General features: G+C 68.4%; 19 protein-coding genes. 3 read left to right on the top strand and 16 right to left on the bottom strand.

All coding sequences use genetic code 11. The features are described 5' to 3' along the window. Positions 1-22: 22 nt before the first annotated feature. The 10 genes from HNQ70_RS06005 to HNQ70_RS05960 form a co-directional block, all read right to left on the bottom strand. Positions 23-1,198, bottom strand: a complete 1,176-nt coding sequence (locus HNQ70_RS06005; RefSeq protein ID WP_221302653.1) for a TAXI family TRAP transporter solute-binding subunit — start codon at positions 1,196-1,198, stop codon at positions 23-25. Continuing rightward, positions 1,195-2,220, bottom strand: a complete 1,026-nt coding sequence (locus tag HNQ70_RS06000) for a TRAP transporter large permease subunit (protein ID WP_183965243.1) — start codon at positions 2,218-2,220, stop codon at positions 1,195-1,197. Before HNQ70_RS06000 ends, HNQ70_RS06005 begins: the two co-directional genes overlap by 4 nt. Before the next feature lie 291 nt (positions 2,221-2,511). Beyond that, the gene (locus HNQ70_RS05995) at positions 2,512-3,600 is read right to left on the bottom strand and encodes an ABC transporter ATP-binding protein (protein ID WP_183965241.1); all 1,089 of its coding nucleotides are present in this window, start codon (positions 3,598-3,600) and stop codon (positions 2,512-2,514) included. Beyond that, positions 3,597-4,646: an oligopeptide/dipeptide ABC transporter ATP-binding protein gene (locus tag HNQ70_RS05990; RefSeq protein ID WP_183965239.1), complete on the bottom strand. Its 1,050-nt coding sequence runs from the start codon at positions 4,644-4,646 to the stop codon at positions 3,597-3,599. Before HNQ70_RS05990 ends, HNQ70_RS05995 begins: the two co-directional genes overlap by 4 nt. Further along, entirely contained in the window at positions 4,643-6,214 is a 1,572-nt protein-coding gene (locus HNQ70_RS05985; RefSeq protein WP_183965237.1) for an ABC transporter substrate-binding protein, read from the bottom strand. The genes HNQ70_RS05990 and HNQ70_RS05985 overlap by 4 nt, the downstream gene beginning before the upstream one ends. A 136-nt stretch (positions 6,215-6,350) precedes the next feature. Next, positions 6,351-7,919, bottom strand: coding sequence for an ABC transporter substrate-binding protein (locus HNQ70_RS05980; RefSeq protein ID WP_183965235.1), 1,569 nt, complete (start codon positions 7,917-7,919; stop codon positions 6,351-6,353). Positions 7,920-8,007: 88 nt separating this feature from the next. After that, positions 8,008-9,582, bottom strand: a complete 1,575-nt coding sequence (locus tag HNQ70_RS05975) for an ABC transporter substrate-binding protein (protein WP_183965233.1) — start codon at positions 9,580-9,582, stop codon at positions 8,008-8,010. A gap of 37 nt (positions 9,583-9,619) precedes the next feature. Next, positions 9,620-10,504: an ABC transporter permease gene (locus tag HNQ70_RS05970; RefSeq protein ID WP_183965231.1), complete on the bottom strand. Its 885-nt coding sequence runs from the start codon at positions 10,502-10,504 to the stop codon at positions 9,620-9,622. Continuing rightward, the gene (locus tag HNQ70_RS05965; protein ID WP_183965229.1) at positions 10,501-11,439 is read right to left on the bottom strand and encodes an ABC transporter permease; all 939 of its coding nucleotides are present in this window, start codon (positions 11,437-11,439) and stop codon (positions 10,501-10,503) included. Before HNQ70_RS05965 ends, HNQ70_RS05970 begins: the two co-directional genes overlap by 4 nt. A 318-nt stretch (positions 11,440-11,757) precedes the next feature. After that, positions 11,758-12,996, bottom strand: a complete 1,239-nt coding sequence (locus HNQ70_RS05960) for an acetyl-CoA C-acetyltransferase (protein ID WP_183965227.1) — start codon at positions 12,994-12,996, stop codon at positions 11,758-11,760. A 283-nt stretch (positions 12,997-13,279) separates the two neighbouring features. Here HNQ70_RS05960 and HNQ70_RS05955 point away from each other — a divergent pair, with 283 nt between their 5' ends. Beyond that, positions 13,280-14,140, top strand: coding sequence for a class I SAM-dependent methyltransferase (locus tag HNQ70_RS05955; protein ID WP_246434738.1), 861 nt, complete (start codon positions 13,280-13,282; stop codon positions 14,138-14,140). Positions 14,141-14,165: 25 nt separating this feature from the next. Here HNQ70_RS05955 and HNQ70_RS05950 read toward each other — a convergent pair whose 3' ends face one another. Further along, positions 14,166-14,414 (bottom strand): GlsB/YeaQ/YmgE family stress response membrane protein, encoded by a 249-nt coding sequence (locus HNQ70_RS05950; RefSeq protein WP_183965225.1) that lies wholly within the window; start codon positions 14,412-14,414, stop codon positions 14,166-14,168. A gap of 167 nt (positions 14,415-14,581) precedes the next feature. Between HNQ70_RS05950 and HNQ70_RS05945 the strand changes: the two genes are divergently transcribed. Beyond that, positions 14,582-15,718: an acyl-CoA dehydrogenase family protein gene (locus HNQ70_RS05945; protein WP_183965223.1), complete on the top strand. Its 1,137-nt coding sequence runs from the start codon at positions 14,582-14,584 to the stop codon at positions 15,716-15,718. A 2-nt stretch (positions 15,719-15,720) separates the two neighbouring features. On the opposite strand, the gene HNQ70_RS05940 is transcribed toward HNQ70_RS05945, so the two are convergent. Further along, on the bottom strand, positions 15,721-16,725 hold the full coding sequence (locus tag HNQ70_RS05940; protein ID WP_183965221.1) for an NADP-dependent oxidoreductase: 1,005 nt from the start codon (positions 16,723-16,725) through the stop codon (positions 15,721-15,723). Positions 16,726-16,941: 216 nt separating this feature from the next. Between HNQ70_RS05940 and HNQ70_RS05935 the strand changes: the two genes are divergently transcribed. Next, the gene (locus HNQ70_RS05935; protein WP_246434736.1) at positions 16,942-18,129 is read left to right on the top strand and encodes a CaiB/BaiF CoA transferase family protein; all 1,188 of its coding nucleotides are present in this window, start codon (positions 16,942-16,944) and stop codon (positions 18,127-18,129) included. A gap of 60 nt (positions 18,130-18,189) precedes the next feature. Here the strand turns inward: HNQ70_RS05935 and HNQ70_RS05930 are convergent, their stop codons facing one another. From HNQ70_RS05930 to queE, 4 genes are all read right to left on the bottom strand, one after another. Beyond that, the gene (locus HNQ70_RS05930) at positions 18,190-18,669 is read right to left on the bottom strand and encodes a PIN domain-containing protein (protein WP_183965217.1); all 480 of its coding nucleotides are present in this window, start codon (positions 18,667-18,669) and stop codon (positions 18,190-18,192) included. Further along, positions 18,666-18,971, bottom strand: coding sequence for a hypothetical protein (locus HNQ70_RS05925; protein ID WP_183965215.1), 306 nt, complete (start codon positions 18,969-18,971; stop codon positions 18,666-18,668). Before HNQ70_RS05925 ends, HNQ70_RS05930 begins: the two co-directional genes overlap by 4 nt. Before the next feature lie 98 nt (positions 18,972-19,069). Beyond that, positions 19,070-19,957: a crotonase/enoyl-CoA hydratase family protein gene (locus tag HNQ70_RS05920; RefSeq protein WP_183965213.1), complete on the bottom strand. Its 888-nt coding sequence runs from the start codon at positions 19,955-19,957 to the stop codon at positions 19,070-19,072. A gap of 218 nt (positions 19,958-20,175) precedes the next feature. Beyond that, positions 20,176-20,814: a 7-carboxy-7-deazaguanine synthase gene (gene queE, locus HNQ70_RS05915; protein WP_183965211.1), complete on the bottom strand. Its 639-nt coding sequence runs from the start codon at positions 20,812-20,814 to the stop codon at positions 20,176-20,178. Positions 20,815-20,823 lie beyond the last annotated feature (9 nt).

The raw sequence follows: 20,823 nt of genomic DNA, 5'->3' as shown, positions 1-20,823 counted from the left end.
TCCAGCGCGCGCCCCGTGAGGATCAGAGGCTGGCCAGCACGCCCGCGCGGCGGGCCTCCCAGATTTTCTGCAGGCCGGGAAGGTCAGCCGCACGCGCCGCCGGATCGTTGACCATCATTTCCTTCCAGGCCTTCTGCAGCGCCGCGTGCCGCTTGAGCGACGCATCCTGCCAGGCCTGGTGGTCCTGCTTCCAGAGCCCCACCTCCTTCAGGTAGCGGATCGCGCCAGGATGAAAGGCCGCATCCATCGGCGGCGTCCCCGCCTTGGCGACCTGCCAGCGCGGCATGATGGGATTGGCGTCCTTGTAGAGGTCGTAGGTTTCGGCGACGGCCTTGACCATCGCATAGACCTCGTCGTCCTTCGCGCTGGCGGGCACCGTGATCATCGGGTAGCGGTAGCCCATCATCCAGACCGGCTTGTCGGCCGACAGGCCCGCACCGATGCTCTCCTGGAAGGGCTCGACGAACGGCACAGCCTTCTTCGCGCGCGCCCAGCCCTCCTTGTTGGCGGGGTCGAGCGCGACCCAGCCGATGCCGTGCGGGCTGGCCTCGAGCTCGCGCAGCGCGGCTGCGTTCGGGGCCACGCCAGCGCAGTCCGCCCTGCCTTCGACCAGCCCCTTAAGGGTCGCACCGTAGGACGGGAACTCGACCAGCTCCACGTCCTTCCAGCTCAGCCCTGCAAAGGCGAGGATCGGCTCGACCTTGATGTTCACCGAGCTGTTGGCGCGTGCGATGGCGAAACGCTTGCCCTTGAGGTCCTTGGGCTCCTTGATGCCGCTGACCTTGGTGGCGACGACGGAGAAGGCGTTCAGGCGTCCGAGCAGGGTGCGCAGATCCTGCGGGCCCCAGTCCGGCGAGCAGTATTCGTACAGCCCCTCGACCGCGAAGTAGAGCTCGTTGGCGAGCCAGGCGTGCGAGGCGCGCCCGTCGGTGACCGGACGGACCCGGCCGATCGCCGTGCCCGAGGGCTGCAGGCGCACCCGGGAACCGTACTTCTTGCCGAAGGCGTCGGCGATCGCGGAGGCCTCGACGTAGCCGGTGGAACCGACATCGTAGGTGCTCCAGATCATCGTCGACGGCAGCCCCTTCGGCGCCTCCTGCGCGAGCGCCGGACTGACGCCCACCCGGCCGAGCACGCCCGATGCCACCAGCCCGCCGGCCCCCTGGAGATAATTCCTGCGGGTGATTCGAATGCTCATCTCGTCTCCTCGTTCGATGCCCGCGATGAATCGCGGTTGTTCTCGGGAATCAACGCGCACGCCGGGCAAATGCCATCGCCACGAGCAGCGCGGGAACCGACAGCGCAAGCGCCGCCATGGTCATCTGCAGCGGGGACAGCGGCATCAGCCCGCCCCCCGGCGCGATGAAGAGCAGTCCGCCGACGACCAGCGCCGCGCGCACCGGCCTTGCGCCCGGCGTTGCAGTCGATCTGCATGAAAAGCGCGAAGTAGTAGAGCAGCGCCGGCACGGCGGCGGCCAAGGCGACATCCGAGTACGGGATGTTCAGGAATTCGGCCATCACGAAGGCCGTGGCGCCCATCACCGGCGGCGCGAGCACCGCACCGGTGGATGCGCAGGCTTCGACCGCGCCGGCCGTGGAAGCCTTCATTCCGCTGCGCTTCATCGCGGGAATGGTCATCGCGCCGGTGGTCAGCACGTTCGAGATCACGCTGCCGCTCATCGAGCCGAGCAGCCCCGACGAGAAGATCGCGACCTTGGCGGCGCCGCCGCGGTACTGGCCGCACAGCGCGAACGCGAAGCTGATGAAGAAGGTGCCTGCGCCGGTGTACTGTAGCGCGGTGCCGAACACCAGGAAGCCGATGACCAGCTCGGCGAAGGCGCGCATCGGAATCCCGAGCACGCTCTCGCGCGAGAACAGGTGGAAGGACGCCGCATCCAGCAGGCTCACCGAGGGCGCGGTCAGCGGCGCGGGCATGACGCCCGAGAACAGCGGGAACATCGAGAACACCGCCATGATAGCCAGCAGCACCCAGCCGCCGGCGCGGCGCAGCGCCTCGAGCACCAGCGCCCACAGCGCCACCGCCGACCAGGCCGCCCAGCCCGGGGCGACGCTGGTGGCGCTGTATTCCCAGCCGTTGGCCGCGGCGTCGCGCGCGGTCCAGATCATGCCCACCGACAGGGCACTTGCGCCCGCGAACAGCAGCAGGTCGTAGAACGGCACCCGATCGACGTGCAGCCCTGGCTTGAGCGGATAGACCACCCCGCGGCAGCAGCAGCAGCGGCAGCAGCAGGCGCCAGCCGCCGGACAGGCGCCTGGTCCGGCCGGGACCGGACCCCTCGTCCGCTTCAGCGGAAGCTTCGGACACTTGGACCTCTCTTGGGCTGCGCAGGACTCAGCAGGGATCGGGCACTTTGCACTGGAGCTCCTCGCGTTGCAGGGCGGGAGCGAGGAGCGATGCAGCGCATCGCTCCGGCGGCTCCGCGACCAGCCGATCGTGACGCATGGCCCCCGCACCGACAACACTCGCTAACCCTGCCCCGCCCAGGGGCATCAGGCCAGCTCGGTGCTGCGCTCCTTCACTGCGCGCTCGAAGGCATCGAGACGAATCGAGAAATTGCCGAGCGCGTTCACCGGAGTGATCGCAACGCCGACCGGCGTCGGCAGCGTCTCGTAGAAGTGGCAGGCCACCCGGTGACCCGGCGCCGCGTCGCGCAGCACCGGCTCTTCGGTGCGGCAACGCTCCTGGGCATGCGGGCAGCGCGTGTTGAAGCGGCAGCCAGGCGGCGGCTTCATCGCACTGGGCACGTCGCCCGCGAGGATCATCCGCTGCCGCTCCGCGTGCGGATCGGGACGCGGGATCGCCGACAGCAGCGCCTGCGTGTATGGATGCAGCGGCCTGGCGTACAGCGTCTTCTTGTCGGCGATCTCGACCAGCTTGCCCAGGTACATCACCGCCACCCGGTCACTGATGTGCTTGACCACCGCCAGGTCGTGCGCGATGAACAGGTAGGACAGGCCGAAGCGCTGCTGCAGGTTCTGCAGCAGGTTCACGACCTGCGCCTGGATCGACACGTCGAGCGCGGAGACCGGCTCGTCGCAGACGATCAGTTCCGGGTTCACGGTCAGGGCCCGCGCGATGCCGATGCGCTGGCGCTGGCCGCCCGAGAACTGATGCGGATAGCGCCGCGCGAACTCGGGCGGCAGGCCGACCAGCTCGAGCAGTTCGCGCACCTTCTCCTCGCGCTCGGCGGGCGTGCCGATTTCATGCACCTGCATCGGCTCGAGCAGAATGTCCTGGATCCGCATCCGCGGATTCAGCGACGCGTACGGGTCCTGGAAAATGATCTGCAGGTGACGGCGCATCCTGCGCATCTCGTCGGCCTTCAGGTTGGCGATCTCCTGCCCCTGGAACCGGACCGAGCCGCCGGTCGGCTCCATCAGCTTGAGAATCAGCCTTCCCGTGGTGGACTTGCCGCAGCCGGACTCGCCAACCAGCGCCAGGGTCTCGCCGCGAGCGATGTCGAAGCTGACATCATCCACCGCCCTCACCTGCCCGACTGTCTTGCTGAAGACCACGCCGCGCTTGATCGGGAAGTGCTTGACCAGCCCCCGCACGCTCAGAAGTGGTTCGGTCGTCATGCGGCCACCCTCCTATCGATCGCTACGGACGAGATCGTTTCGACGGGCGCCCTCCAGCAGGCCACCTCGTGGCCGGCGCCGAGCTCGCGCAGCGGCGGCGGCTCGGCATGGCAGCGGCTGTCCGCGAACGGGCAGCGCGGCGCGAAACGGCAACCGACCGGCTGGTTCGCCGGGCTGGGCACCATGCCCTCGATCGTCGCCAGGCGCTCGCGCTCGACGTCCAGCCGCGGGATGGACCCCAGCAGGCCGATGGTGTAGGGGTGCTGAGGATCGTCGAACAGCGCATGCACCGGCGCCTTCTCGACCACCTTGCCCGCGTACATCACCACCACCTCGTCGACCAGCTCGGCGATCACGCCGAGGTCGTGGGTGATGATCAGCACCGACATCCCGAGGCGCTGCTGCAGGTCGCGCAGCAGCTCCAGGATCTGCGCCTGGATGGTCACGTCGAGCGCGGTGGTCGGCTCGTCGGCGATCAGCAGCGAGGGCTCGCAGGCCAGCGCCATCGCGATCATCACGCGCTGGCGCTGGCCGCCGGACATGTTGTGCGGGTAGTCGTCGAAGCGCTGCGCCGCCGACGGAATCTTCACGAGCTCGAGCACCTCGATCGCGCGCTTCTTCGCCTGCTCCGCCGACATGTCGGAGTGGGCGCGGATCGCCTCGACGATCTGCCGGCCGATCGTGTGGACCGGATTCAGCGAGGTCATCGGCTCCTGGAACACCATTGACATGCGCCCGCCGCGCAGCTGCCTGCGATCGTGCGCCGACAGGTCGAGGAGGTTGCGGCCTTCGAACATGATCGAGTCCGCGCTGACCTGCCCCGGCGGCGACGGCACGAGGCCCATCAGCGACAGGGAGGTCACGCTCTTGCCGCAGCCGGATTCGCCAACGAGCCCCACGGAACGCCCGCGGGGAACGTCGAAACTGATGCCGTCGACGGCGCGGAACAGCCCGCGATCGGTGTCGAACCAGGTGCGCAGGTTGCGCACCTCGAGGAGTTTTTCGGGCGGCGCCGAGGCGCCCCCGGATCGGTCGTTGTTGCTCACAGCGAGAGGTCCAGTCCCTTGTAGATGGTTTGCTGGAACAGCATGTGCGCCCGCGCGTTCTTGATCCTCTTGTTGGAGGTCATGTACATGTTGATGTTCTTGATCGGGAGCATCAGGTGCTCGTTCATCACGCGCTCCTGCACCTTGGCATAGCCACGCATCCGGGTCGCGTCGTCGATCGCGGTCCGGCCTTCCTTCAGGCCGGCATCAGTGATCTCGTCCTTCCAGAACAGCCGGTTGGGCACCGGGATGTTCGCGGAGTCGAAGTAGAAGGTCATCAGCTCGCCCGCCGACATGTACGGAACCGTGACGGTCCACATGTCGTAATCGTCGGCGCCCAGGCGGCCCACCATCGTGCTCACGTCCACCGCGATGATCTGCCAGTCGATGCCGATCTTGCGGAAGTAGCCCTGCATCGCCTCGGACATGCGCGGGTAGAAGGTCAGGTTCGGAATCACCGCCTTCGGCGCGAGCCGCACGCCGTCCTTCATCCGGATGCCGTCCTTGTCGCGCTGCGTCCAGCCGGCCTCGTCGAGCAGCTTGTTGGCCCGCGCCACGTCCTCCTTGACGATGCCCTTGGTGCTCGGCGCGAAGTCACGCGCATTCGGGTGCACGTAGGTGTAGGCGGGCTCGCCCTGGCCCAGCATCACGCCCTGCACCAGCTCCTTGCGGTTGAGCGCCAGGTTCATCGCCTCGCGCACCCGCTTGTCGGCCACCAGCGGGCGGTCCTTCATCCGGAAGGCGAACATGGTGAACTGGAAGTTCGGATTGGCCTGGCTGACCTGCAGCATCGGCGATTTCTTCGCCTGGTCGATGAACTGCAGCGGGAACTGCGTGGTCAGGTCGAAGGCGCCGCTCAGCATGCCGGCGAGGCGGCTGGAATCCTCGGGGATGATCTTGATGACCATCTTCTCGAACTTCACCGGACCCGGGTTCTTGTACATCGACGGGCCCCACTTGTAGGCGTCGTGGCGCTTCAGAACCGTCTCGGTGCGCGGGCGCCAGGACTCGAAGCACCAGGGGCCGGTGCCGTCGAGGCCCTTGAGGCCGTAGTCCTTGCCCCACTGCTCGACGCTGTCCTTGTTGTGGATCGCGTTGTTGTACATGGTCAGCTGCAGCAGCAGATCCGAGTACGGCTCGTTCAGCTCGTACTCCACCGTGTAGGGGTCCGGTGCGCGCAGGTCCTTGATCTTGCCGGCGCGCCAGGCATAGGGCGCGCGCGTGGCCGGGTCCTTCTGGCGGTTGAAGCTGTAGATCACGTCGGCCGCGGTGAACTTCTTGCCGCTGCAGAACTGCACGTCGTCGCGCAGCTTGAAGGTGTAGAGCTTGCCGTCCGGGCTCACCGTCCAGGACTTGGCCAGCAGCGGGATCGGCGTCCTGCCGTCCCAGTCCAGCGCCACCAGCGTGTCCTGGACCAGGTTGACCACGTCGGCAGCGGCGGACCAGCCGGCACGGTGCCCGTCGAAATGGGGCGCGTCGCCCGATTTCGCCACGGTGAGGGTCTGGGCCTGCGCTGCCGGCAAGGCGGTGGCCAGCGCAAGGGCGGCGGCAGTGAGTAGTTGCTTCATACGATCTCCGGACTGCGATGATTCTCGATGACTGGCGGCGCGCGGGGCGCCGCTGGAGGATGGAACGGGCTGGCGCGGTGGGCAGCCCCCGCGGCGGCGCACCGCGCTCGCCGGGGAAACCGCCCCGCCCGGCCGCTCAGAAAGACGCGTCCAGGCCCTTGTACCAGGAGTACTGGAACAGCATGTGGGCGCGGGTGCCCTTCAGCTTCTTGTTGGTGACGAGGTACATTTTCGAATTCATCACCGGGATCCAGAGGTGCTCCTTGGTCACGATCTCCTGGGCGCGCTGGTAGCCCTTGGCGCGGTCGGCATCGGTGAGCGCGATGCGGCCCTGGCGGATCGCCTCGTCGGTGGCGGCATCCTTCCAGTTCATCCGGTTGGGCACCGGCATCTGCGAGGAATCGAAGTAGAAGTTCATCAGCTCGCCGGCCGACAGGTAGGGCACCGTCACGGTCCACAGGTCGAAGTCCTGGCTGGACAGCTTGGCCGGCATGATCGTGGAGTCGAGCGTGGTGATCTGCCACTCGACGCCGATCTTGCGCATCTGGCCCTGGATGGCCTCGGCGATGCGCGGGAAAATCGTCACCTGCGGCACGTAGACCACCGGAGCGAGCCGAACGCCATCCTTGGTCCGGATGCCGTCCTTGTCGCGCTTGGTCCAGCCGGCCTCGTCGAGCAGCCTGTTGGCGCGCGCAACGTCTTCCTTGACGATCCCCCGGGTGCTCGGCGCGAAGTCCAGCGCATCCGGGTGGATGTAGGTCAGCGAAGGCTCCGACTGGCCGAGCGTCACCGCCTGGACGATGTCGGCACGATTGACCGCGATGCTCATCGCCTCGCGCACGCGCTTGTCCGAGACCAGCGGACGGGTGATCTTGAAGCCGTAGTAGTTCAACTGGAAGTTGGGCTTGGCCTCCTCCACGTTGAGGACCGCGCTCTTCTTGGCCTGGTCGATGAACTGGCCGGGGAAGTGCTGGGTGACGTCGAAGTGGCCGCTCATCATTGCCGCCAGCCGGCTGGAGTCCTCCGGCACGATCTTGATGACCATCTTCTCGAACTTCACCGGGCCCGGATTCTTGTAGATCCGCGGGCCCCACTTGTAGGCGTCGTGGCGCTTGAGCACCATCTCGGTGCGCGGCTGCCAGGAGACCCAGCACCAGGGGCCAGTGCCGTCGACACCCTTGAGGCCGTAGTCCTTGCCCAGGGCGTCGACGCTGTCCTTGTTGTGGATCGAATTATTGAACATCGTCAACTGCACCAGCAGGTCCGAGTACGGCTCGACCAGCTCGTACTCCACCGTGTAGGGATCAGGCGCGCGAAGGTCCTTGATCTTGCCGGCGCGCCAGGCATAGGGCGCGCGCGTGGCCGGATCCTTCTGGCGGTTGAAGCTGTAGATCACGTCCTGGGCAGTGAACTTCTTGCCGCTGCAGAACTGCACGTCGTCGCGCAGCTTGAAGGTGTAGAGCTTGCCGTCGGGGCTCACCGTCCAGGACTTGGCCAGCAGCGGCACCGGGGTCTTGCCGTCCCAGTCCAAGGCCACCAGCGTGTCCTGGATCATGTGCGTGACGTCCGAGGTCGGCGACCAGGTCGTCCGCTGGCTGTCGTAGTGCGGCGAATCCAGGGCCTTGGCGAAGGTGATCGTCTGTGCCTGGGTCGCAGGGATGACGGATGCCAGCGCAAGCGCAAGGGCAAAGGTCGAGGGTCTCATCGTGTCTCCAGCTTTGGTACGGTTGCTTTTGTTCTGGTGTGGACCGGGGAGGCATCGAGCATTGCCCCCGGAAACCTGTTTCCGCGGATCAGAAAGTGGCGTCCAGGCCCTTGTAGAAGGTGTACTGGAACAGCATGTGCGCCCGCAGGTTCTTCAGCTTCTTGTTGGTGGTCTGGTACATCTTCGTCGTCATGACGGGAATCCAAAGGTGCTCGGCCATGACGATCTCCTGGGCGCGCTGGTAGCCCTTGGCGCGCTCGGCGTCATTGAGCGCGGTGCGACCGAGGCGGATCGCTTCGTCGGTGGCCGGGTCCTTCCAGTTCATCCGATTGGGCACGGGCATCTGCGCGGAATCGAAGTAGAAGTTCATCAGCTCGCCGGCCGACAGGTAGGGCACCGTCACGGTCCACAGGTCGAAGTCCTGGCTGGACAGCTTGGCCGGCATCACCGACGAGTCGAGCGAGACGATCTTCCAGTCGACGCCGATCTTGCGCATGTAGCCCTGGATCGCCTCCGACACGCGCGGAAAATAGGCCAGCGCCGGGATGTACACGATCGGCTCCATCCGCTGGCCGTCCTTGGTGCGGATGCCGTCCTTGTCGCGCTTGGTCCAGCCGGCGTCGTCGAGCAGCTTGTTGGCGCGCGCCAGGTCTTCCTTGACCACGCCCTTGGTGCTCGGCGCGAAGTCCAGCGCGTCCGGGTGGATGTAGGTGTACGCCGGATCGGACGCCCCGAGCATCACCGCCTTGGTCAGTTCGGCGCGGTTGATCGCGATGCTCATCGCCTCGCGCACGCGCTTGTCCGACACCAGGGGGCGCGTGGCCTTGAAGCCGTAGTACATCAGCTGGAAGTTCGGCTTGGCCTCTTCCACCTTGAGCATCGGGTTCTTCTTCGCCTGCTCGATGAACTGGGTCGGGAAGTCGCGCGTGCTGTCGAAGGCGCCGCTCATCATCGCGGCCAGGCGGCTGGTGTCCTCCGGGACGATCTTGATGACCAGCTTCTCGAAGTTCACCGGGCCGCGGTTCTTGTACATCGAGGGACCCCAGCGGTAGGCGTCATGGCGCTTGAGGACCGTCTCGGTCCGCGGCTGCCAGGACACGAAGCAGTACGGCCCGGTGCCGTCGATGCCCTTGATGCCGTAGTCCTTGCCGAGCGCGTCCACGCTCTCCTTGTTCTGGATCGCGCTGTTGAACATCGTCAGCTGCACCAGCAGGTCCGAATAGGGCTCGGCCAGCTCGTATTCCACGGTGTAGGGATCCGGCGCGCGAAGCTCCTTGATCTTGCCGGCGCGCCACGCATAGGGCGACTTCTTGCCGTCGACCTGCCCGATCTGGCGCTTGAAGCTGTAGATGACGTCCTCGGCGGTGAACTTCTTGCCGCTGCAGAAGGTGACGTCGTCGCGCAGCTTGAAGGTGTAGAGCTTGCCGTCCGGGGTCACCGTCCACGACTTGGCCAGCAGCGGGATCGCGGTCTTGCCGTCCCAGTCCAGGGCCACCAGCGTGTCCTGCGTCATGTGGGTGACGTCGGAGGTCGCCGACCAGGTCGTACGCTGCGGGTCGTAGTGCGGCGCCTCGGTGGCGCGCACGATGTTCAGCGTCTGCGCGCTCGCGAGCGGCGCGGCGACCGACAGCGCCAGCGCCGCGCTCATCCAGATCTTGTTCATGGCTGTCTCCATCATTTGTGTGTCGTCGGCGACGGATTCACTGCTGCAACCGGGGATCGAGGACGTCCCGGACTGCATCGCCCAGCAGGTTGGCGGCCAGCACGATCACGAAGATCGCAAGACTGGGAACGGTGGAGATGTGCGGCGCCATGAACAGGAAATCCCTGCCCTGCGCAGCCATCATGCCGAGCTCCGCGGTCGGCGGCTGCGCACCCATGCCCAGGAAGCCCAGGGCCGAGCCGACCAGGATCACCTGGCCGAAACGCAGCGTGAGGAACACGGAGATCGTCGAGATGCAGTTCAGCGTGAGGTAGCGCCAGATCAGGGTGCGGTTTGAGACCCCGACCGCGCGGCCCGCCTCCATGAACTCCTGGCTCATCACGCCGATGGCCGAACCGCGCGCCACGCGCGCCACGTCGGGCACCGTCGACACCACCAGTGCGACGATGACCGCCGTGAGGCCGGCGCCGAAGATCGCCGCGACCGCGAGGCCGATCAGGATGGCCGGGAAGGCCAGCATGATGTCCACCAGGCGCATGATCCACGGATCGAGCTTGCGGTAGAACGCGGCGAGGATGCCGAGGACTCCGCCGAACACGCCGCCGATCAGCACGCCCGCAAGACCCATCATCAGCGTGTTGCGCGTTCCATAGAGCACGCGGCTGAGGATGTCGCGGCCGGTATTGTCCATGCCGAACCAGTGCTCGGCGCTGGGCGGCTGCATGGCCTTGGACAGGTCGGTGTAGTAGGGATCGTAGGGCGAGATCCACGGCGCGAACAGCGCCGCCAAGACGACCAGGCCCAGCACGATCGCAGCCGTGAACGCGATCCTGTCGCGGACGAGCCGCGCAACCAGGCCGCTGCTGCGGCCGGCGCCCACCGGGGCCGCGGGAGCGGTCACTGCAATGCTTTCGGCGCTCATGAGTGCTGCACCCTCGGGTCGAGATAGACGTACAGGACGTCGACGAACAGGTTGATCAGGAGGAAGGCCAGCGCAAGGATCATGATTGCGCCCTGCGCCGTCGGGAAATCGCTGGAGATGATCGCGCCCACCGCCAGGCGGCCGACGCCGGGCCAGGAGAACATCGTCTCGGTGACCACGGCGCCGCCGAGCAGGTAGGCCGCCTGCAGCCCCACCAGCGTGACCACCGGGATCAGCGCGTTGCGCAGCGCGTGATGGACAACCACCACGGATTCGCGCAGCCCTTTGGCGCGGGCGGTGCGCACGAAGTCAGCACCCAGCACTTCCAGCACCGCGGTTCGCGTGAGACGGGCCACCGGACCGACCAGCACGCTGGCAAGCGTCAGCGAGGGCAGGATCAGGCTGGGCAGTCCGCCCGCCCAGATGGGGCCGGTGCGCCCGGTGAAGGGCAGCAGCCCCCAGTGGAAGCCGACGTACTGGATCAGGATCAGGCCGACGAAGAACACCGGCATCGAGACGCCGGCCACCGAAATGGCCATGATGATGCGGTCGACCGCCGTGCCGCGGCGCACCGCGGCCAGCGTGCCGAGCAGCAGCCCGATCGGCACTGCCATGACCATCGAGGCGATCATCAGCTCCGCCGTCGGCCCGACGGTGTCGGCAAGCTCTTCGCTGACCGACTTGTTGGAGATGATCGAGCGGCCGAGGTCGCCTTGTGCGACGCGGCCGATGTACTCCACGAACTGGACGGGAATGGACCGGTCGAGACCGAGCTCCTTGCGGATCTCGGCGACGACTTCGGGCCGCGCGTCGGGGCCGGCGATGATCTGCGCAGGATCGGTGGGAACGATCTGCAGCAGCGCGAAACAAAGGAACAGCACGCCGATCAGCGCGGGCAGCGATACGAGCAATCGCCGAATGATCAATGGTCCCACCAAGAGTCTCCTCGAATACGTTTGTCTCGAGGCTGACAGTCTTGTCAGGTAGCGTCAATCAGGGGTCTCACCGCCTTTCCACCCCTGCCGTCGTATTCGGAACGAGAGGGTCTCGCGGGTCGATGAAACGCGCAGTTCCTTACCGGCGCACGCCAGGCGGCATCGACGGAAAACGCAGGGATCGAGACGGCAGGAAATCGGGAAGCGGACGTGGTGACATCCGAGGGCCGGCAGCCGGACGGCCGGCCTTGCCGGCGGCAGCAGGACGCTGCCGCCGGACGCCCGCAGGCCCGCCAGGGGCCCGCGGGCGAAGCGGAATCAGACCCGCTCGATGATGATCGCAGGCGCCATGCCGCCGGCCGCGCACATCGTGACCAGGCCGCGGCGCAGGTCGCGGCGCTCGAGCTCGTCGAGCAGCGTGCCGATCAGGATGGAGCCGGTGCCGCCGATCGGGTGACCCAGCGCCATCGCACCGCCGTTCACGTTGACCTTCTCGCGATCAAGCTTCAGGTCGCGGATGAACTTCTCAGCCACCACCGCGAAGGCTTCGTTGATTTCCCACAGGTCGATGTCCTCGACCTTCAGGCCGGCCTTGGCCAGCGCCTTGCGGGCAGCGGGCACCGGGGCGTTGAGCATCAGCGTCGGGCAGTCGCCGACGTTGGCCATCGCGACGATGCGGGCGCGCGGCTTGAGGCCGTTCTTCTTCGCGTACTCGGGCGAGGCGAGCAACACGGCGCCGGCGCCGTCGACCACGCCCGACGAATTGCCGGCGTGGTGCACGTACTGGATGTCGAGGCCTGGATACTTCTGCAGGATCAGGCCCTTGTACGTGGTGCCCTTGTCATCCAGCGGCATCTCGGCGAGCGCCGGGAACGCGGCCTTCAGCGAAGCGAGGCCCTCGAGCGTGGTGCCCGGGCGGGGGAACTCTTCGTGGTCGAGCGCCAGGCTGCCGTCGGCCTTGAAGACCGGGACCAGGCTCTTGCTGAAAGCGCCCTCGGCGATCGCCTTGGCGGCGCGCTGCTGGCTGACCAGCGCGAGCTCGTCCAGAGCCTGGCGCGGAATGCCTTCCAGGGTGGCGATCGCGTCGGCGCACACGCCCTGGTGCGACTGCGGATGACGGGCGCGCAGGCGCAGGTTGCCCGCGTCCATCATGCTCGGACCGTCGTTCGGGTTGCGCTGGCCGGTGAACGACATCATCTCGGTGCCGCCGGCGATCATCAGGTCTTCCATGCCCGACATGATCGAGGAGGCAGCGAGGTTGACCGAGGTAATGCCCGAGCCGCAGAAGCGGTCCAGGGTGACGCCGCTGGCGCGGGTGTCGTAGCCGGCGTCGAGCAGGGCCATGCGGGCCATGTCGTTGCCCTGCACGCCGCGCTGGGAGCTGCAGCCCCAGATGACGTCGTCCACTTCCGCGGTCTTCAGGTTGTTGCGCTCGGCCAGGGCCTTGAGCACGGTGGCCGCCAGGTGCTGCGGATGCATGTCGGCGAGCGCGCCTTTGCCGACCTTGCCGATACCGCGGGGCGTGCGGCAGGCGTCGATGATGAAAGCTTCGGGCATGGAGAACCTCCAGGAGAGTGAATGGACGGCCGACGGTCGACCGGAGACAGGAATGCCGTGGTCCGGCCGCTGCAGGTAACTGCGGACCCGGATAACCCGACATGATGCCACCACCGGCCCCGAGCCCGCCCGCCCGCTGGCCACGCGCAGGCGCGCCGGGACGTCCAGCGGCCCGCCGGGAACCGGGCAGCACTGATTTCGGAACCCCGCGTCCCCGCGGCGGCGCCCTGCCCCCGGCCGCGCGCGGTTTAAGCTGCACGAAACCAATTTGCGGGAGCCGCGCATGACCCCCTTCCATTCCCGCCCGCTGCCGTCCGGCAGGAGCCGGTCCGGCCTGGCCAGGCGGTTCGCCAGCGCCGCACTCGCCGCCCTGCTGGGCGCCTGCGCAACAGCGCCACAACAGGAGCGCGGCGACGGACTCGATCGCTGGGCCGCCGCGGCGCACCGCTCGCCGGTCAACGTCGCACGCGACCCGCACCGGCATCCGGTCGAAACGCTGCGCTTCCTCGGCGTGCGCGAGGACAGCACGGTGGTCGAGATCCTTCCCGGCAGCGCCGGCTATTACATGGAGATCCTCGCGCCCTGGCTGCGGGAGAAGGGCCGCTATGTGGCCGCCGGACGCGACGAGACCGCCCCGCCCCAATACCGCGCGGACCATGAGCGGATGGTGGCGCGGCTGGCTTCGCAGCCGGCCCTCTACGACCGCGTCGTGGTCACGAAATTCAACGGCGATCGCCACGACGTGGCGCCCCCCGGCAGCGCGGACTTCGTGCTGACCTTCCGAAACCTGCACAACTGGATGGAGCGCGGCGAAGCGCAGGCGGCGCTGCGCGCCTTCCACCGCGCGCTGAAACCGGGCGGCGTGCTCGGGGTCGTCGACCATCGCGCGCGCACGGACCTGTCGGAGAAGGCGCAGATGCGCGCCGGCTACATCCGGCAGGACACCGCCATCGGGCTCATCGAGAGCGCCGGCTTCAGGCTGGTGGCCAGCTCGGAGGTGAATGCGAACCCGCGCGACGAGAGGAGCCACCCGGAAGGCGTCTGGACGCTGCCGCCCAGCTACCGCCTCGGCGACCGGGATCGCGATCGCTACCGGGCCATCGGCGAGAGCGACCGCTTCACGCTGAAATTCGTGAAGCGGTGACGCCGATGCTGGCCCGGCCGAGGGCTCAGCCCCTGCCCTTGACCTTGCCGTAGATGAACAGAAGCACCAGAGCGCCGACCACGGAGGCGATGAAGCCCGCGCCTGCGCCAGGCGGGTAAAGGCCGAGCGCCTGGCCGAGGAACCCCGCCACCAGCGAGCCGACGATGCCGAGCACCGACGTCAGCACGATTCCCAGGTTCTGCGAACCGGGCATGACCGCGCGCGCCACCAGCCCGACGATGAACCCCACGACCACCATCCATACGATCTGCATCGTTCTTCCTTTTTCGAGCCGAAGCCATCAGGGTAGTGGACTCCTGGCTTCTGCGCCAACCGTGGCGCCACCGCCACCCCTCGTCACATCCCTGCAAAACTCGGACGGCAGGCAGGCGTGCCCCTGAGGCACCCGGCCAACCGACCGACCCGACCGGAGCCGACACCATGATGCTGAGCGCAGACGAAACCGCCCTCCTCGAGCGCGCCGGCGAATTCGCCCGTCAGGTCGTCGCCGTGCAGGCGCCCACCTGGGAGCGCCAGCGCCGGATCGGCCGCGAGGCCCTGCTCGAGGCCGCGCGGCTCGGCCTGACGCGGCTCGAGGTTCCCGCGGCATGGGGCGGACTCGGCATGTCCTTCTCCTGCAAGGCCCGGCTCGCCGACATCCTCGGCGCGGCGGACTTCGGCTTCACGATGTCGCTGCTGAACACGCACAACGTCGCGGCCAAGCTCGCGCGCGATGCGCCGCCCGAGGTGGCACGTCGCTACCTGCCCGGGCTGCTCGAGGGCAGCCTGATCGGCTGCACCGCGCTCACCGAGCCCGGCGCGGGCTCGGACTTCGCCGCGATCGAAACCCGTGCGACGCGCACCGCCGACGGCTGGCGCATCGACGGCGCCAAGGCCTGGATCACCAACGCGTCGGACGCGGACGTCGTGCTGCTCTATGCGCAGACCGAGCCCGGCTCCGGCGGCCGGGGAATCGCCGGCTTCGTGGTCGACGCGCGGCGGGCCGGATTCGTGCGCGAACCGGCCTTCCAGCTCGCCGGGCAGCATTCGATCGGCACTGGCGGCTTCCGGCTCGAGGGCTATCTGGCCCATGGCGACGAGATGCTGCAGCCGCCCGGACGCGCCTTCAAGGCGGCGCTGGGCTCGATCAACGGCGCGCGCACCTACATCGCGGCAATGAGCTGCGGGATGACCGCCGAGGCGCTGCGGGTGGCCAGCGCGTACGGCGAGCAGCGCCACACCTTCGGTGAACCGCTGGCGGCCCACCAGGGCTGGCGCTGGCGCCTGGCCGAAGCCTCGAGCGAGCTCGCCGCCTGCCGGCTGATGGTGGACCGCGCCGCCACCCTGATCGATGCCGGCGAGGATGCGCAGTTGGCCAGCGCCCAGGCCAAGCTGCTGTCGACCCGGATGGCCGAGCGCCAGCTGCATGCGCTGTCCCAGGCGATGGGCGCCGAGGGACTGCGCGAGGCCCACCCGTTCGGGCGCCACCTGATCGGCGCGCGGGTGGCGAGCTTCGTCGACGGCTCGACCGAGATGCTGCTGGAGCGCATCTCGGCGGTGCTGCGCAAGGGCAGCTGAGCTCAGGACACCCGCACCATCCGCTTGCCCAGGTTCTCGCCGGCGAGCAGCCCCACCAGGCCGGCCGGTGCGTTCTCGAGCCCGTCGACGATGTCCTCCTTCACTTTCAGCCGGCCCTCGGCCACCCATTTCTGCAGCTCGGCGAGCGCCTCGCCTGAACGGGGCATGAAGTCGTGCAGGATGAAGCCCTGCAGCGTGAGGCGCTTGGTCACGATCAGGCCCGGCACGCCGCGCGGCCCGTGCGCCGGGGGCTTGCCATCGTACTGCGACACCGCGCCGCAGCAGGCGATCCGGCCGTGCAGGTTCATCTGGAACAGGCAGGCCTCGAAAATGTCGCCGCCGACGTTGTCGAAGTAGACGTCGATGCCGGCCGGCGCGGCCGCCTTCAGATCCTTGTAGAGGGAACCGGCCTTGTAGTCGACGGCAGCGTCGAAGCCCAGTTCACCGGTCAGTGCCGCGCACTTGGCGGGGCCGCCGGCGATGCCGACCACCCGCGCGCCGTGGATCTTCGCGATCTGCCCGACCAGCGAACCGACCGAACCGGCCGCGGCCGACACCACCACCGTGTCGCCGGCCTTGGGCCGCCCGATCTCCAGCAGCCCGAAGTAGGCGGTCAGGCCCGCGATCCCGTAGACGCTGAGCAGGTGCGTGAGCGGCTCGAGCCTCGGCAGCGGCTGCAGGCCCTTCGCGGGCAGCGCCGCGTATTCCTGCCAGCCGGTGTCGGCGAACACCAGGTCGCCGGCCGTCAGTCCCTGAGCGCGGGATTCGACCACCTCGGCCAGCGCGTGGCCGGCCATCACGCTGCCGGACTCGACCGCGGCGCGGTAGGTCGCACCCTGCATCCAGGCGCGGTTGGCGGCGTCGAGCGAGAGATAGCGCACGCGCAGGAGCACCTCGCCCTCGGCGGGGACGGGCATCGGGGCCGGGTGCAGCCGGAAATGGCCGACCTCGAGCTTGCCGGACGGCGACTCGGTCAGCAGGACCTGGCGGTTGGTGGTCACGGACATGGGTGGTCTCCTCATTGTTGGCGTGTGCGCGAGCATACGGGCTGGCCGGCCGGCACGGTTCCGAAAGCGGCCTCGCGCTGCGGGTCCGGGCCTGCGCCCGGCTGTAGGATTCCCCGGCGGCCTGCGCCCTCGCGACGGCGATCCCACGCGACGGCGATCCCACGCGACGGCGCCCCAGAAGCGCCGCTCCAGTATCGAACACCTCGGAGACACAGCTTGAATCCCCTGCCCCTGAACGGAATCCGCGTGCTGGACTTCGGCCGCTACATCGCCGGCCCCTATTGCGCCGCCCTGCTCGCCGAGTACGGCGCGGACGTGATCCGCATCGAGAAGCGCAGCGGCAGCGAGGACCGCTACACCGCCCCGATCACGCCCCAGGGCGAAGGCGGCCTGTTCATGCAGATGAACCGGAACAAGCGCTGCCTCACCCTGGACCCGATGAGCGAAGGTGGCCGCGAAGTCGTGCGCCGGCTGGTGGCCACCGCCGACGTTGTGGTCGCCAACCTGCCTGCGCCGGCGCTCGCCCAGATGGGCCTGGACGATGACGCTCTGCGCGCGGTCAAGCCGGACATCATCCTCACCACCAGTTCCGCGTTCGGGGCACAGGGACCGATGAGCAGCTACGTCGGCTTCGACGGGGTCGGCCAGGCGATGTCCGGGGCGGTCTACATGACCGGCGAGCCCGGCCAGCCCTACCGGGCGGCGATCAACTGGGTCGACTTCGGCACCGCGCTGCACTGCGCGCTCGGCACGCTGGTCGCGCTGATGGAGCGCTCGCAGAGCGGCCGCGGCCAGAAAATCGAGGGCTCGCTGCTGGGCACCGCGCTGTCGCTGAACAATTCCTCGCTGATCGAGCAGGCGATCGCCGCCCCCAACCGCGTTCCCACCGGCAACCGCGGCCAGACCGCCGCGCCGGTCGACATCTACCGCACGAAGGACGGCTGGGTGCTGTGCCAGGTGGTCGGCCAGCCCCTTTACAAGCGGTGGGTACAGCTCATGGGTGAGCCCGAGTGGCTGACCGACCCCCGTTTCAAGGACGACGAGGCGCGCGGTCTGCACGGCGTCCTGATCAGCGAGCGCATGAGCCGCTGGTGCGCCGAGCGCAGCAACGACGAGGCGATCCGCGCGCTGGGCGAGGCGAAGATTCCCTGCGGGCCGGTGCTCTCCCCGCAGCAGGCGCTGGACCATCCGCAGACTGCGGCGCTGGGCTTCTACCAGCCGGTGGACTACCCGGGGCTGCCGAAGCCCGCGCCAATCTCGGCGGTGCCGCTGCGCATGACCGTCACGCAGGGCGGCATCCGGCACCGCGCGCCGACGCTGGGCGAGCACACCGACGAGATCCTGGCGGAGCTGGGTTACGACGCCGCGGCGATCGCAGCGCTGCGGGAGTCGAAGGTGGTCTGAGCGAGGCGCGCGATCCGGGCGCCGATCCGGGCGCCCCGGAACGCAGAACTGGTGCCCGCGTCAGCCCGCGGCCAGCCGGCGGCGGCGAGCCGCGGCGCGCGGCCGCTCCGGTTCAGCCGGCTCGTGCGCACGCAATGCGAACGGATTCACCACCCGCAGCTCGCCAAAACGCATGCCGTCCTGAAGGTCTTCGCTGAACAGCACCTCGCATTCCGACTCGATGGCTGCCTGCACCACCAGGGCGTCCCACAGCGAGATGCCGTAGCGCCTGGCGACGCCCACGGCACGGACGACGAAGCCTGCGCTGGACGGGACCACCCGCTCCTGCGCCAGCGTGGCGATCATCTCCTCCGCATCCGGCGGCGCGAGCAGGCGGCGTCTGGTGACGGTGACGTAGAGCTCCTGCAGCACCTGGGTGCTGATCACCAGGCTTCGATCGCGCAGGTGCGCGGGCACCAGCTCGAGAGCGACCGCCCGCTTCGCCGGATCGACCGAATCGACCAGGTAGACCAGGACGTTGGTGTCGAAGAAGACGCTCATCGCGCAGGACTCTTCCGGACGGCGGGAAGCTCCGGCCCCGCCAATCCGCGCTCACGCATGATTTCGTCGTAGAAGCGCTCGCGCCCCGGCCAGGCAGCCCCCGCTGCGCGCCCCTCGGCGGGCAAGGCCCGGCCGGCGATGGCGCGGAGCCGGCCCACGCGTGCCAGCACCTCCTGATCCGCCTGCGCGAAGCGCGCGATCGCTTCCCGGCAGACCTCGTTGACGCTGGTGCCCTGCTCCGCCGCCTTGACCCTTGCGGCCTGCAGGAGCCGGTCGTCGATGACGATGGTGAGATTGGCCATGTCGATCTCCAAACGAACACGGGATCAGTGTAGCGCTGATCCCGTGTTCTCCAGCCGACGCTGGCCTTCAGCAGGGCCTCAGGCCGGAGGCCTTGACCTCATTCGAAGGGCACTTCCTTCCACCACGGGTAGAAGTCGGGCATGTCGGAGGACACCTTGTTCGGGTACACCGGCTTGCGCTTCTCGAGGAAGGAGCTCACGCCCTCCTTCGCATCGGCGGCCTTGCCGCGGGCCTGGATTGCGCGGCTGTCGATCCGGTGCGCGTACATCGGGTCGTCTGCAGCGGCGAGGCGCCAGAGCATCTGCCGGGTCAGCGCGACCGACACTGGCGCGGTGTTGTCGGCGATCTCGCGGGCCAGCGCGCGGGCCGCCGGCATCAGGTCCCCGGGCGCATGCAGCGAGCGCACCAGGCCGCGCTGCAGCGCCTCCTCGGCATTGAACACGCGGCCGGTGTAGCACCACTCCAGCGCGGTCTGCATGCCCACTGCGCGGGCCAGGAACCAGGACGAGGCCGCCTCGGGAACGATGCCACGGCGCGAGAACACGAAGCCGAAGCGGGCGGTGGTGGACGCCAGCCGGATGTCCATCGGCAGCTGCATCGTCACGCCGATGCCCACGGCCGCGCCGTTGATGGCGCCGATCACCGGCTTGAGGCTCTTGTAGATGCGCAGCGTGGTCATGCCGCCGCCGTCGCGGTACACGCCGTTGACCACTGCCTCCTCGCGCGATGCTTCCTTGCGGTCCGCATAGTCGAAGGTGTTGCCGCCACTGGAGAGGTCGGCGCCGGCGCAGAAGGCACGGTCGCCAGCGCCGGTGAAGATCACCGCGCGAACCTTGTCGTCGCGGTCGGTCTCGTCGAGCGCGGCGACGATCTCGTCGCGCATCTTCGCGGTGAACGCGTTCATCTTCTCGGGACGGTTCAGCGTGATCGTGGCGATGCCGTCGTCGACGGAATACAGAATGGTCTCGAGCTGGTTCAGTGCCATCGGGGCTCCTTCGAATGTCGGATGGGGTGACTGCAAATCAGCTGCGAGCGTACTTCAATCGCTACCGGGGCGCGGCCGCCCGTGTCTCGATCGGGGCGCTTCGCCGCGGGGCTCGACCGAGCCCGGATCGTCGATGCTCTGCAGTCCCGAGGTGCCGAGCAGGGGCCGCCCGAAGCGGCGGGCGAAGTGGCGGGCGAAGCGGCGCGCTCCACACTCGGCTAGGGAATCCCCAGCAGCTTGTGCGTCTGCAGGCTCAGCCGCCATTGCGGGTGCGCCAGACAGTAGGCGATCGCCGCCTGCGTGTTCGCCTCGCGCTGCGGGCCGTCCATCGGCTGCAGGAAGAACTGCTCGAAGGCCAGCGACTCGAAGCGCTCGGGCATCGCGGCAGGCTGCGGGTAGACCAGCTTGAGCTCCTGCCCGCGCGCGAGCTTCACCGGCGCGCCGGCCTTTGGGCTGACGCAGATCCAGTCGATGCCCTCGGGCGCGTCCTGCGTGCCATTGGTCTCCACCGCGATCTCGAAGCCGCGCGCATGGAAGGCCTCGACCAGCGCCGCATCAAGCTGCAGCAGCGGCTCGCCGCCGGTGCACACCACCAGCGGCTGGCCGCGGCGCGGCAGGTCCGGCCAGCGGGCGGCCACCGCGTCGGCGAGCGCATCCGCGGTCGTGAACTTGCCGCCGCCCTCGCCGTCGGTGCCGACGAAATCCGTGTCGCAGAAGGTGCATACCGCCTGCGCGCGATCCTGCTCGCGCCCGGTCCAGAGGTTGCAGCCGGCGAAACGGCAGAACACTGCCGGGCGACCGGCGTTGCCGCCCTCGCCCTGCAGCGTGTAGAAGATCTCCTTGACGCTGTAGGTCATCGCTTGCCC

This window comes from Quisquiliibacterium transsilvanicum (assembly GCF_014202215.1).
Lineage (GTDB): Bacteria > Pseudomonadota > Gammaproteobacteria > Burkholderiales > Burkholderiaceae_E > Quisquiliibacterium > Quisquiliibacterium transsilvanicum.
Note: the sequence above shows the minus strand (reverse complement) of the source record. Positions and strands in the feature narration are given on the sequence as shown.

What these genes read in the sequence shown, in the direction of transcription:
- HNQ70_RS06005 (WP_221302653.1), bottom strand. Translation starts at nt 1,198, where the DNA reads ATGAGCATTCGAATCACCCGCAGGAATTATCTCCAGGGGGCCGGCGGG.
- HNQ70_RS05995 (WP_183965241.1), bottom strand. Translation starts at nt 3,600, where the DNA reads ATGACGACCGAACCACTTCTGAGCGTGCGGGGGCTGGTCAAGCACTTC.
- HNQ70_RS05985 (WP_183965237.1), bottom strand. Translation starts at nt 6,214, where the DNA reads ATGAAGCAACTACTCACTGCCGCCGCCCTTGCGCTGGCCACCGCCTTG.
- HNQ70_RS05980 (WP_183965235.1), bottom strand. Translation starts at nt 7,919, where the DNA reads ATGAGACCCTCGACCTTTGCCCTTGCGCTTGCGCTGGCATCCGTCATC.
- HNQ70_RS05975 (WP_183965233.1), bottom strand. Translation starts at nt 9,582, where the DNA reads ATGAACAAGATCTGGATGAGCGCGGCGCTGGCGCTGTCGGTCGCCGCG.
- HNQ70_RS05970 (WP_183965231.1), bottom strand. Translation starts at nt 10,504, where the DNA reads ATGAGCGCCGAAAGCATTGCAGTGACCGCTCCCGCGGCCCCGGTGGGC.
- HNQ70_RS05960 (WP_183965227.1), bottom strand. Translation starts at nt 12,996, where the DNA reads ATGCCCGAAGCTTTCATCATCGACGCCTGCCGCACGCCCCGCGGTATC.
- HNQ70_RS05955 (WP_246434738.1), top strand. Translation starts at nt 13,280, where the DNA reads ATGACCCCCTTCCATTCCCGCCCGCTGCCGTCCGGCAGGAGCCGGTCC.
- HNQ70_RS05950 (WP_183965225.1), bottom strand. Translation starts at nt 14,414, where the DNA reads ATGCAGATCGTATGGATGGTGGTCGTGGGGTTCATCGTCGGGCTGGTG.
- HNQ70_RS05945 (WP_183965223.1), top strand. Translation starts at nt 14,582, where the DNA reads ATGATGCTGAGCGCAGACGAAACCGCCCTCCTCGAGCGCGCCGGCGAA.
- HNQ70_RS05940 (WP_183965221.1), bottom strand. Translation starts at nt 16,725, where the DNA reads ATGTCCGTGACCACCAACCGCCAGGTCCTGCTGACCGAGTCGCCGTCC.
- HNQ70_RS05930 (WP_183965217.1), bottom strand. Translation starts at nt 18,669, where the DNA reads ATGAGCGTCTTCTTCGACACCAACGTCCTGGTCTACCTGGTCGATTCG.
- HNQ70_RS05925 (WP_183965215.1), bottom strand. Translation starts at nt 18,971, where the DNA reads ATGGCCAATCTCACCATCGTCATCGACGACCGGCTCCTGCAGGCCGCA.
- HNQ70_RS05920 (WP_183965213.1), bottom strand. Translation starts at nt 19,957, where the DNA reads ATGGCACTGAACCAGCTCGAGACCATTCTGTATTCCGTCGACGACGGC.
- queE (WP_183965211.1), bottom strand. Translation starts at nt 20,814, where the DNA reads ATGACCTACAGCGTCAAGGAGATCTTCTACACGCTGCAGGGCGAGGGC.